The 12,175-nt window shown below is 51.7% G+C and carries 13 protein-coding genes; 8 read left to right on the forward strand and 5 right to left on the reverse strand.

Annotated features, from left to right (window positions below; translation table 11 throughout):
• Window positions 1-551: 551 nt before the first annotated feature.
• The 3 genes from ACR0MV_RS21100 to ACR0MV_RS21110 form a co-directional block, all read right to left on the reverse strand.
• Window positions 552-1,088 (reverse strand): hypothetical protein, encoded by a 537-nt coding sequence (locus tag ACR0MV_RS21100; RefSeq protein WP_480703641.1) that lies wholly within the window; start codon window positions 1,086-1,088, stop codon window positions 552-554.
• Window positions 1,072-1,842, reverse strand: a complete 771-nt coding sequence (locus ACR0MV_RS21105; RefSeq protein ID WP_480703642.1) for a hypothetical protein — start codon at window positions 1,840-1,842, stop codon at window positions 1,072-1,074. The genes ACR0MV_RS21100 and ACR0MV_RS21105 overlap by 17 nt, the downstream gene beginning before the upstream one ends.
• 73 nt (window positions 1,843-1,915) lie before the next feature.
• Window positions 1,916-2,431, reverse strand: coding sequence for a DUF805 domain-containing protein (locus ACR0MV_RS21110; protein ID WP_480703643.1), 516 nt, complete (start codon window positions 2,429-2,431; stop codon window positions 1,916-1,918).
• 571 nt (window positions 2,432-3,002) lie between these two features.
• Here ACR0MV_RS21110 and ACR0MV_RS21115 point away from each other — a divergent pair.
• The 7 genes from ACR0MV_RS21115 (at window position 3,003) to ACR0MV_RS21145 (ending at window position 8,359) form a co-directional block, all read left to right on the forward strand.
• On the forward strand, window positions 3,003-3,302 hold the full coding sequence (locus ACR0MV_RS21115) for a hypothetical protein (RefSeq protein WP_480703644.1): 300 nt from the start codon (window positions 3,003-3,005) through the stop codon (window positions 3,300-3,302).
• A 243-nt stretch (window positions 3,303-3,545) separates the two neighbouring features.
• Window positions 3,546-3,965: a hypothetical protein gene (locus ACR0MV_RS21120; protein WP_480703646.1), complete on the forward strand. Its 420-nt coding sequence runs from the start codon at window positions 3,546-3,548 to the stop codon at window positions 3,963-3,965.
• A 55-nt stretch (window positions 3,966-4,020) separates the two neighbouring features.
• Window positions 4,021-4,635, forward strand: coding sequence for a hypothetical protein (locus ACR0MV_RS21125; RefSeq protein ID WP_480703647.1), 615 nt, complete (start codon window positions 4,021-4,023; stop codon window positions 4,633-4,635).
• Between the two features lie 401 nt (window positions 4,636-5,036).
• Window positions 5,037-5,210, forward strand: coding sequence for a hypothetical protein (locus tag ACR0MV_RS21130; RefSeq protein ID WP_170389728.1), 174 nt, complete (start codon window positions 5,037-5,039; stop codon window positions 5,208-5,210).
• A gap of 120 nt (window positions 5,211-5,330) precedes the next feature.
• Window positions 5,331-5,975: a hypothetical protein gene (locus ACR0MV_RS21135; protein ID WP_480703649.1), complete on the forward strand. Its 645-nt coding sequence runs from the start codon at window positions 5,331-5,333 to the stop codon at window positions 5,973-5,975.
• A gap of 19 nt (window positions 5,976-5,994) precedes the next feature.
• Complete coding sequence (locus ACR0MV_RS21140; protein WP_480703651.1) at window positions 5,995-7,428, forward strand: hypothetical protein; 1,434 nt, start codon at window positions 5,995-5,997, stop codon at window positions 7,426-7,428.
• Entirely contained in the window at window positions 7,418-8,359 is a 942-nt protein-coding gene (locus ACR0MV_RS21145; RefSeq protein WP_480703653.1) for a metallophosphoesterase family protein, read from the forward strand. The genes ACR0MV_RS21140 and ACR0MV_RS21145 overlap by 11 nt, the downstream gene beginning before the upstream one ends.
• Here the strand turns inward: ACR0MV_RS21145 and ACR0MV_RS21150 are convergent, their stop codons facing one another.
• Entirely contained in the window at window positions 8,360-9,118 is a 759-nt protein-coding gene (locus tag ACR0MV_RS21150; protein WP_170408630.1) for a DUF4956 domain-containing protein, read from the reverse strand.
• 181 nt (window positions 9,119-9,299) lie between these two features.
• Here ACR0MV_RS21150 and ACR0MV_RS21155 point away from each other — a divergent pair, with 181 nt between their 5' ends.
• Window positions 9,300-10,232 carry an SdiA-regulated domain-containing protein gene (locus ACR0MV_RS21155; protein ID WP_170682776.1) on the forward strand — a complete coding sequence of 311 codons (933 nt, stop codon included), beginning with the start codon at window positions 9,300-9,302 and terminating at the stop codon, window positions 10,230-10,232.
• 88 nt (window positions 10,233-10,320) lie between these two features.
• Here ACR0MV_RS21155 and ACR0MV_RS21160 read toward each other — a convergent pair.
• Window positions 10,321-12,175 (reverse strand): autotransporter family protein (locus ACR0MV_RS21160; protein ID WP_480703655.1); only part of this gene is annotated, 1,855 nt, incomplete at its 5' end.

The raw sequence follows: 12,175 nt of genomic DNA on the forward strand, positions 1-12,175 counted from the left end.
AACCGGTGCGAAATTCCGACAGTTTCAGGGAAACGAATGTTTCTCCCGGTGATGTCTTGAAGGACAATGCGCGCAGTTTCACTATTAGACTAAGCGTCCTAAAACCAAGTCATGTTCATTGTTTTCACTCCCTGATTGGCTGCGTTCCAAGCCAAAGCAGCTCACCGAAGTAAATCAAAAGCCCGCAAGGTGCCTTGGGAGGCCCCGTGCTGCGTTGGGCACCGCAAAGGACCAAAACCGTAACAACTACGCCAAAAACTGATTGAATTCATCGCTAAGGCAGACAATCGCGCAGCGCAAAACTATGGGCAGACTACGCAAACTTTTGGGGTACGCGAAGTGTTATGCGCAAACCTACAACCGTCTGTAGGTGCGCTCATAACGCTGCATTCCCAACATTGATTTCATTGAAGAAAATCTTGGAAGCTTGCCCATAACTCTGCGCGGTATTTGCGCATAACTTTGCACGATTTGCCCATAAGTTTGCGTGCCACAGAGAACCCATCGAACAAACCAGCTCCTATGGCTTATCTGCAATTCTCAAATGCAGTTTACTCCCAATCGCCAGCAGACGAGCGCCACGTCTTAGCGTCCGCATCCCAAACACTGGCGGTGACGCAAGGCGTTGGGTTTATTCCGTCGCAATTGGATCCATGAATATCAGCAACAACAACGCGTTGACGCCCGAAATCAACTACCGTCCAGCCCTGGTTGAGCAAGGATTGAACCTCCTCTTCAATCAAGAAGTGCGAAATGCATCCGCCAGTTCCGCAGTAAAGAGATGCGGCGCTCGAACACGCAAAACCAGACTCATTCAGAACCCAGTCGTGTTGTAGATCTCCGTCGAGATCGACCCTCTCAACCGCACCCCAATCTAAGTCAAATTGTCCGTCGTTGAACTCCGCGCAGGCTCGTGCCGCCAGATCAACCTTTTCCCGCAAACCGATGGGAAGTTGCGAAACATCAGCCGCAACAGCTGGTGAGGTCCAAACAAGGCCCGAAGCAAGCACAATCCCGGCGACCAAACATTTCATTTGACGCGCTACTTGGAACGCTGGTTGGCAGGAGGTATCAATTGCACTGATCATACCTGTAATCCCCGTATTCCAGCCAGTTTGCCGAGCCTTCGTTAAAAATCAGAAACTCGGACCTGTCTTCCCCAAGCAGGGCGACGACAAATCCGGCCGGTGGCTCAGAGTTTCCGAAGTAACTGTAGGCCGTCATGGCTCTGATCGACTCGCCGTTAACCGTTACTCGCGCGTCCCACTCCCCCTCTGGATTGTCCAAAATTACGGGTTCGATCACGCGCTCTATCGCTCCTCCACCACAATAGACGATGCCTTCAGGCGCTTCGTAGGAGGTCTCTTGGCTAACTTCTGAATCGCACGCAGAACGAAGGGACCGAATTGCTGCGCTGGAACCTTTCAAGTCAAAAATTCCGTAGCTGACATCTTGATCAATCATCGACAGATTAACCGATGCATTGGCCGCAAGCTGGTCCAGAACAAAACCATAGTCCGGCTGACTATTGAAACTGACCTCGACGGGATAGTTGTCGACGATCTGCACGGCAGCGTTTTCTGCGCCAACCTGAAATGCTCCAACTTCGGTGGTGCCGTTCTTCAAGAAACGAATGGAAAGCCCCTGCTTGTCCGCAATGTCCTGGCTGTCCTCGAATCCAGACGGAGCAAAGCGAATACGGTCACACTGAAGTTCCAGCGTCATGTTTCCTGTCTGAATAAACGCATTGGGGTTGGGCCCGGAGCTGAACGACCACTCCGCTGATGCTGTGGTCGCCACTGCCATCAGTAGCATTCCAATGGAAATGGTTTTTAAGCTCATTTTTTCTCTCCATTGAGTTACCGTTCGCACTGTCGTTCAGCAGAAGTTCCAGCCTATTGCCCGGACAGCCAGATCAGGAAACAGGTTCGCCGTATTCGTTTGCGCCTTCTTGGGAAGGTCGTGTCAGCCACCAGATCATCAGAATGGACAGAACCAATTGAAGGATTGAGACAACAACGATACCGGTCACACCCAGGACGGCCGCAGGTCCTCGCAATGCATCGGGATTTTCGGTCCCTTGCTCCAATACTGAAAAGAACGCTACCCCACCCAGCATAACAAAAAGCGTTGTAATGCTGAGCGCCATCGGCAGCAGCAAATACCAGCCAGGTCGTCCTGTATCATGCAGCCTCCGCCAACCGGCGGCCAGCATAGGTATGAGAACGGCCAGTTGGAAAACAGAGGACAGAACCCGAGATCCCTGCCCTGTTTCAGGGTTGGTCCCGAATATGATCGTATCCAGCACAGCTAAACCAGCACTCACGACAACCACAAACAAGAAGAACCACCAATATTCTGAGCGTATAGCCCGGCCGGAGAACTGGAAGTATTTCGAGAAACACGTTTTAACGGCTTCACCAAATCCCATCTTTCAATCCTTTTTAAGTTTCTGTGCGGCCTCAGAACGCCCCGCTGAGCCAAAAGATCACATTCGCCCTTATGGACGCTCCCACTTCCCTTTTTGTTTGAACGCAGAGGCATATCGTACGAGAGCGTAGAGAAATTTACGCGCGGAAAAAATATTGATTTATTAAAAATTAGATTCAAACATGCGAATTCGACACAACTTTATTTTACCTCCGTTGTTGTCGTTGCTGCTCGCTGTGCCGAGCCCTTCCGACTGCTGGAGTGAGTGCTGGCGGTCGGAAGGCACTTTACAATGATTGAGCGCTGGGAGGACGCGATGCTCAGACTTAACGTACTCGCCCTATTTCCAGAATTCGCTCGAGCTTCTGCCAGTGTCGTTATTCAGCTTTCACACGTTGTCGGCGGTCTCGGTAGTCAAAGTAAAATCGCTCTGCCCGCCAAGCCCCCCGCGACAAGTTGTTGGAAAGGGAAATCACAGGGTCGAAGTATGTTCCATAGCCTGCTCTGACGCGAGAACTTCAAACAAGCCCATCCAATTTCACTAATTTCAAGGGAACCAGAGGGAGAAGAAAATGTCTAACAAGATGGTGATGATTGCAGGCGCAACTTGTGTCACACTGCTAGCGGCCTGTGACGACGCGGGTACATCCAGTGCGTCCGCCGAACTCACACCCGCCCAGCAGGCGTGTTTGCGAGATGTGGCCAATACGACAAACAATTCGCAAGTCGTGGTGCTCTCATCCGCCTTTAGCGAGGCGGGAACACAGGTTACTGTAGGCGTTGGCGAGGATCGTGCTCCTTGGAACTGCATTGCTTATAGTGATGGCGCGACAGCTGGTATCGAGTTCCTGGGCGACGAAGGCGCATTGTGACCAGTCTGCTGCGTAGCTGAAAACGGCTGCGCAGCACTGGCTTGATCTGCTGAGGCTCGACTTGGTTTGCAGAACCACCATCATCGTATTCGCGGTCCTGTACCTGTTGGCGTTGGTTGCATTCTTGACGGGCACATTCGGCTGGCTGGGACAGGAACGAGACCCTTTGTCCGGAGTGTTCCTGCTGCCGTTGGGACTACCTTGGATACTTGTAGCGGACTTAGTTTCGGAGTCCGCCAAGCCGTGGTTCGCGGCGATTGCACCGGTGCTCAACATTTTGGCGCTGATTTTCATTTGCAGGTGGGCTCGCAGTTTACACCAGAAATGAAGGCGGAGCTCTGTCTCACCAAAAGGGAGGAAAACATGGGAAAAGTGATCTTGGGTATTGTGATCGGGCTCGTCCTCGGCGTGGTTGGGGCGATGACCTTGGGTGGTGGGGCCGCGGTGGGTGTCGGCGTTGCGACAGGCTTGTCCGCCGGTGTCTGCACCACATTGAAAGGAGCACAAGCCGAGAACCTGATCACCGCCGAGCAAGCGGATCAGATCCTCAATCGCGTAAATTCCGAGATGGCATCTCTGCAAGGAATTGAAACGACAGGCGAGATCGTCGGCAGCGCAAAGGCATGCGATGAATTTCTGTCAAAGTTACGAGAAGCTAAGTGAGGTTCCGCTTTGTACGGAACAAAATTCTAAGGATCAGCCAGCAAGGGACCATCTGATGAAATTCGCTGTACTCAAATTCCTCGCACCGATGTTCGCAATAGCGGGCACGGCTTCATTTGCAATGTCTGAAGCAGACGACGCGTGTATCGATCATTTGCGACAGGTTGGAGGACCAGACGGTCAATCAGGTACGATTGAAAGCTCTCAGTTCTCGGAAGCTGGTACGCTCGTCATGCTACGTGACGCAGGCGGAACGCTTTGGCGCTGCATCGCGTACAAGGATGGAAGCATCGGCGAGATGTCGGTTGTCGAAGCGATGGATGATGGCGGTGGAGCCATGGCAGGTGCTGCCGGTTCTACCGGTAGCCAACGTGTCAAATTCGATGCTGGTTCCACCGGCGCAGAACTCGCTGGTGAACTCGCGCCCGGAGCGTCGCAGCAATACGTTCTGGGTGCCAAAAACGAACAGTTCCTTTACGTTCGCGTTGCGCCGCGAAATGGCTCCTTGGACTACGTTATTCGTAACCCCGATGGATCTGAACTGTTGGGATTGATGTCGGCGGACAGGGAGTATCGAGGGCAGCTTTGGCAATCCGGTAATCATGTTGTGGAGGTTATCAATCGCAGCAACTCTTCCGTCGACTACAACGTAATTTTCGGAATTGAGTAGGCGATCAATCAGAAACCCTGGAACGCACGTCCAAAAAAGCGAGGGAAAAACAGATGACGCCCAAGGTCCTATTGGTGATCGGCACGGCTTGTATTACTGCGCTTGCAGCATGCGACGACAGTGGTGGATCAGTGGATGCAAGTGCACCAACTGTGGGCAGCTCTAGCGATCTTTCATCATTTGAAGGGGCAAGAGCGGGCCAAGCTGAAATGGGCATCCAAAGTCTCGGATTTGAACTCATCCGAAGCGAAGGTCTGACCTCGTACTGGTTTAACAAGGATACTGGTGCATGTGCTCGGATCACGACATCCGAGGGAAGGTACTCAGATGTAGCTATGCTGCCATCAAGTGACTGCTGACAAAATTCCATCAATCCCAAATCTGAAAGAAGGAGCTCTAACTTGCAATTCGACCTGGCACATGCAGCGGTCATCATTGCCGCTCTAGTAATCACAAACCTGGCATTAAAATCGGCTGGCGTGATCAACGAAGATAACAAGCACCAATGGAACTGGAAAGTTGTTCTAGCCTATTTCGTAGTCGTCGTTATCATCAATCTGGTGTGGCCCATCTAAAGTTTCACAGCGGAAAGCTAACTGCCCACTTGATATGGTTGTCGTGAACTAGCCTTTCCGAGAGACTATTAGGTCGCAATAGTTTGAGCATCAAAGGTTTAAGAATAGAAAGGAGTTGGCATGCGGTTTTTGGCGTCCCTCATATTCATTGGTGTTCTCGCAACCGCTGCGAATTCTGACGTGACCAGTCGAAATGGCGGTCCAAGTAACAGTCAAATGCTGTCAAAGGGTGGTGACGGAGGCGTTGATGGTGTCGCTTTCTTTCGTCCAGTCTTAAGCGGAGTGTTGTATCGATCCGGTTTCAAGGGCGGCGACAAGGATCGAACAGGCCTAAGTGAGGGTCAACGCGAAACTCTGTGCGGTGAAGGGTTTTCAACCGGGTTTTATGCCGACTTTGGCAAAAACACTGAATACGGTCGCACCAGTTGTGGAAACGGATCCTTTGACTATCAAAGCGCCAGATCCTCCCGACCCGGTGCTGTCATGGCGTCCATACACGAGGTGATTGAAAACCCTGGAAAGGGCCCTGTTCTGGTGCACTGTATGTGGGGGGTTCATTCCTCAGGTGCATTGTCGGCGATGGCGCTCGTTCAGTTTTGCGGTTGGACAGAAGAAAGGGCCAAGGAATATTGGAATGATGCCCGAAACGGGGCCCCATGTTCAGGCGGGTGCGACCAGTGGATCGACTCAAAATTCTCCAACTTTAGTGTCGACCCCAAGTTGAAAATCTCCACCGAACAACAGGCAGCGATTTGCCCTAAATGATACCGGGAGGACTATCCAAATGAAGTTCAATCTTCTGGGGTCACTTGCTCTCATTGCACCCACTGTCTTGTGGGCGAACGACGATGTTCTTGGTGAAGCCACGACATTTGATAGTCCCAATGGTGTTACGGAACGCTGTATTCGGATCGAAAAAGTTCCAACGGGCGAGTACAGGAACAGCGATCTTGAAGAAGAAACTGCCTATTGCGAGATCGATTTCTATGCCTCCGAGATTGCTATTTGCCCGAAAACCTGGAGCACCAGCCCAGGAATGGCCGTCTACGATATTTCGGAAGGACCTTACGTGGGGAACCGTTCTGAATTCGAGAGAAACGCTTGCAAGGAGGGAAAGGCGGCAAAAGATCTGGCCAAGGACAGGGTGGCTAAATTCAAGTCCACCATGAACCAAAAAGGCACCAGTGGCACGTTTTCCACGTCTTCACTGCTTTACTATCATTTCTCCAGATATTTCGACGCGACTGTCAAAGTTCCAGTAGCCGTTTGGCGTAGCATGGACGCCCAGGCGCATTTCTCCGAGGTCGCCGAGCCTGGCCTTGCGATTTCCGGTGGCTCTCATGGCGGGCGCATGAACCACGAAGGCTGGCGGGTCTTCGCAGCTGCGGATGCCGACCCGAACTCATACCAACCGACAGATGATCTATTCACATCGGATCGCACGCAAATATACGGAGTGCTGCTTGATAGCCCTGGCCATCGATACGGCTCGGAAATCAACGGCACCCGTAAATCCGGTTGGGGGAAAGGTCAGAACCGCGATTTTCAGGAAACGCCCGCTTTCTTGGCTTTGCGTTCTTCAAAACCATTGTCAGAGGCAATCGCAGAGGGCGTCAGAGAAGGACGAAAAGACCGGATGATCAACAAGGATCTCGGTCCCGATGTCAGCGACCAACAGATGGCATTTTGGATGCAAGAACTCACCGAAATTGTTCTCCTCGACTTCATCTTTAGCCAGCAGGACCGTGTGGGAAACATAGACTTCACACCCTATTGGTATTGGGTCGAAGACGGAAAACTGAAGCAGAAGAAAGCCAAGCACCATGAGCCAAACGATGGAGATGTTCCCGCCGACGCGTTATTGATCCGTCGCAGCAATCTAAACGACAACGATGCTGGCGGGCGTGTCGAGTATGCCAACTTCGCGAAATCTACTCAAATGCTGGAGAAAATTCGCCACTTCTCTCCAAGCACGTACCGGCGCTTGGTTACATTGAATAGTGACCTTCAAACCCAAGGCCCGGTCTATGACTGGCTATCGCAAAGCTTTGGGTTGTCAGACAGTCAGATTGCACAAGTTGTCAAAAATACTGCGCTGGCAACGTCCATCCTCCAGAGCAATTGTTCAAATGGCGATTTGATGTTCGACTTGGATCCTGTCGTATTCTTTTTGAGAAACGGCACCGAGGTAGAGGCTGTGGACTGTTATGAACCGTAGGTGTTCTGCTCTTATTGCGGTGTTCATTTGGACCGCTCTGCTCGCCTGCAAAGCGGCGGCGTTGGATGTCATCGTCATATCGGATCTGAATGGAAGCTATGGTTCGGTAAGGTACGATGCCCGCGTCGAAAACGCGATTGAGCGCATAATTGAGATTGATCCAGATCTGGTTATTTCGACCGGAGATATGGTTGCGGGACAGCGCATTCCCAACTTGTCCGACAAACAGGTCAGGGATATGTGGAAGGCGTTTCACGAGGCTGTATCAGATCCTTTAGAGGCTGCCAGCATTCCATTTGCAGTCACGCCAGGAAACCATGATGCCTCTGCGTACCGTGGGTTCGAGCGTGAAAGAAAAATATACGCAGAGGAATGGACGCCGAGAAAACCAGGCGTCGACTTCCTGGTTTCGGATGACTACCCGTTCTTCTACGCATTTGAGATGCAGGGCATTACGTTTGCGTCTCTGGATGCAACGACCCTGGGCCCGCTATCCGGTGATCAGCAGGACCGGCTACAGGAACTGGGTGCAGACGGGGACCCGATTGTCACTTTCAGTCACCTCCCACTTTGGCCCTTCGCGATCCAGCGCGAGCGCGAAATCATCGGTGATCCGACACTTGAAAAAATCTATTTGGAAAGCGGTGTCGTTCTGCATCTGTCAGGCCACCATCATGCCTTCTATCCCGGTTGGAAAGACGGTGTGTCTTATGTCTCTCAAGCTTGTTTGGGAGGTGGTCCGCGGCGGCTTATTGGCGATAGCGCCAGATCACCTCACAGCTTCACTCATGTTACGTTCCAGCCGAACGGAGAGTTTGGGATAGCAGTATATCGAGGACCCGATTTCGAAAGGTCGGTAAACTTCAAGTCGCTTCCGAAAGAGATCAGATCCCCGAATGCGGTGCTGAAACGCTTAGACCTTGTGAAATGACTAGAGGTTGAGTTTCAGCTCAACTTTTTCAGGGACCAGATCGTTTATCATCTCTTCTATCCGGGCTTCTGAAAGCCCTCCCGAGGTGATGAAAAGCAATGAGACGCGAGACTTTCCGGGGACGTGGTGTTTTCTGACCAGCTTCCAGCCAGCGTCTGCGGCCATGGCTTCAATGGCTCCGCTGACTTTCAATGAGTGCTCTTCGTCTGAAGCCTTGAGCGAAATTTCCACGCCCTTGTTTCGCCCACCGAGCCAAATGAAACACCAACATACAACCGCCACCAATGTGGCCATCAAGGGCAAGCCCAGCCCTACCGCCAGCCCAAGCACGGTCACTATAATCATTTCCACCGTGTCGACCGGGTCATCCATATTTGATCGGAACCTCAACAGGGCTCCTATTCCAAAGATCACGAACCCGATCATTGACCCGTGCTGAACCACCAGAAAACCAACCGCCATGCCGATAAGCGCATACAGGAAGAAAAGCCTTGGCATAACTATGTCGCGGACGCTTCTACGGGCTTTACGTCTCACCGGATGATAGACGATCAAGCCAGCCAGAATGATCGTGACGATCACATCGAGAGTAAAGAAATACAGTTCCTGTTTGCCACGAAACTGCGTCCACCGGCGTTCGATAACGATTTCTGACCCCGAAGCCCCGGCCAGCATCGTCGCAGGGTCGACTTGTGACACCGCAGCACCTGGCAACAGCAGCATCAACAACACGGTCACAAGTGTGAGGGTCGTATTCAACTTGTCTTCCTTCCTGCTCAAGCCAAAGGCTTACGCTTAACAAAAGCACATCGTGCCCTATTCAATTCAATCGCAACAGGCGGGATCAGGTAAAGAGATTACAGTGCATTCTTCGGACATCGCATCCGGACTGTGATACGAACGCTGATACAGGGATGTGGTCCAAGCGCGAGAGAATCCAATGACAGAAAACAGAGTGTTTTCGTCAAAAGCTGAAATTTCACGGTGTTTCTGCAAACTTAGACGACTCGCTTTTACGGCCAGCTTGGTTGCGGCAGCCTTCTTGCCTTGGACCGATTTTGCCTACGCCGAAAGTGCTGGTTTGGTTCTGGTCGATAAATTCAAGGTGGCAGACAAATCAGAGGGATTTTCAGAGCCTTCCGGCTTGGCAATGTCTAACGCTGAAGGCTTTTTGTGGTCTGTAAGTGATGCCGAACCTAAACTGCACCTACTCGGAGTCGACGGGGTATTAGGAAACTCTTTCAAGTTGCCAGGATTAGCAGGATCAGATTTGGAGGGTGTTGCGCCTCGAAAGGATGGGTCTGTTTTGGTGCTTCAAGAAACTGACCGATCAATCCTAGTCGTTCACCCAACTGACCCCATTCAACTGACGACAATACCTCTCGCATCTCTTAAAGGTTACCCGACCGCCGCTGCATTACTCGTCGGCAACCCTTTGAACAAAGGACCCGAAGGCATCGCCGTTGACCCGAAATCCGGGCGGGTGTTCGTTGGCATTGAGGGACAACCAAGGTTGTTAATGGTGTTATCGCCAGAGCTAGACGAAATTATTGAGATCATTCCTTTAGCCCGCGATGCAGGTTTTATCTCCGAGCGTGTAGATGATGATGAACTGGATTTGAGTGGCCTGGCATGGTCTCGGTCCTCGCGTTCTCTTTGGATTGTGAGTGACAAAAGCCGTCAGATCTTCGTCTACAATCCAAAATCCAAGTCAGTAAAGTCTATCAGTTTGACGTTCACAGAAGATGGCGAACAAAAGGAAGTTAAACATCCCGAAGGAATCGCTCTCGATGAGACCAAAGGGCTTCTCTACATCCTGACAGACGACGCCAAGAAATCACGGCTTTATGTTTTTAATATCCCCAAATTTTGATCGCTAGAGAATGAAGCTCACATCGCCACAATAGCTGACGCAAGTTGTTGCAGCTAGCTTACCACTCCTCTTCGTTGGTCCACCCTAATCAGAACCGAACACTTAAGTTGGCACCCAGGCCATGTTCTTGGCCATTGGAGCGAACTGAATAGCCATATCCTGCCGTTAGTCTCGCCAGATCAGAAATCTGATAGCCCAGTCCAAGCCCAAGAACGAAACCATTGGCGCCTCGGTTTTGTCCGACTTGCGTGAATGTCCCAAATATCGGGCTCGTGACAGTGATTTCGTGTTCACTGTCCTTGTTGGCAAAAAAATCATACTCGTAACGAGCAAAGGCGATTGGGGTTAGCACACCATTCTCTGTCAAGAAATCCCGCTGGTAGTCAATTCCAATAGAAGCGACCAGCGATTCTGCGTTCGCTTTTTCAATCGAGTAATTAAAATCACCACCGCCCGTCTCTGTGCCTGAACCTTGTTGGATACGCCCGTAGTTCAATCCGAAAACCGTAGAAACCCTTGCATCGCTGTCCAGGTTAAACAGCTTTCGTGCCTGGATACCGGCATGGATGCCCTCTTGGTCCAAATCAGACTTTGCCTCGCCTCCCGTAAAGCCATCAACAGAAGGGTTATTTCGCTTGGCGTCGGTTTCACCGAACATGTAACCGACCAGCCCGGAGAACTCCCAAGTTCCGGTTGTTGTGCGCCCATAGACGCCCACATGATAGCTGTCGGTCGAAAAGTCCTGATCGACTTGATCGTGTTCATCCATGGAGGATGTCCCAAAACCTGCGTACACGCCGACCACACCTCTATCGGTGCTTGCGACATCCGCTCCGACCAAAATCGTGCCCAGCGAATAGTCGAATGTCCCAAGGCCATTGCTTCCATCAACGTCCCCGCTCACATAGGCCGTGTCGATCCACCAGCGCCGATCAGAGCAGTCTATTGCGCCGCTCGGGCTCTGGGCCGAGTCGATGTCGCCTTCTGCAACGGGTTGATCCGCATTGCTGAAGCCAACCGCTTGATACTTGCGGCAGTCAGCATGGCTCAGCACAGTGTTGGTTATCAGGTCAAGTTGCTCAAGCCCAACGGTCAAATTGGAGGAATAGGGTTCTGCGTGCACACGATTAAACCCAGCCAAACCTGAATTGGTAAGCGTGTTAACGGTATTACCCAAGGTTGAGCCATTGGTCAGATTAGTTCCAGGTGACGTGTTTGTGGTGTTGGCCACCGCACCAGCAAGGTTGCTTGCATTGGGAGATCCAACAACTGATGGGTGTTGTGGTAAACTCGAGACGGGGAGGGTCGAAAACGCTATGTCGATTCTACCGTCCGTGGTTGGCGTGTTTGAGATACTCAGACTGGATAGGGCGGGCAGAGATCCTCCGGCAACAAGAGTTGGGGAGTTTCCATCGAAACGCGAGGCTTGAAAAACCGTGTAGTCGTTGCCAGCAGCATAGTCCTGCGCAGTCAGGCCGAGACGAGCGGCTTCGACTTGTATAGTGGCGCGGTTAATCCCTGTAACGCGCCCGCTGGATGACACCAAATCGGCTTTCTGACCGGCCGTCGGATCGACTTCACTTAAGATCCTTGACCCAGTTTCAAATGCGATACCGCCACTATTGTTAAGCGTACCAATTGAAAAGCCCGGCGAAAGCACCCCTCCGTTCTTAACTGTGAAGTTGAATGCGTTCACGTTTCCCGTTCCGGCCAGCGTGCCAAAATTCTCAAAGTTTACGGTGTTCAAACTGCTTGCCGCATCAAGCCGAACAGTCGTGCCTGCCGCAATCGCCATGTCACTGGTTGAAGAAATCGAACTATTCGTCAGTGTGAAATCAGAAGCCTCGGCAACCCGGGTCTGGATATAGTACGCCCCGAAAACCACTTCGGTAGCCCCCATAACGGTCAGGTTGTCGTAGGTTAACGGTCGGTCTGACTGGAAG

Source organism: Ruegeria sp. BC3 (assembly GCF_056539265.1).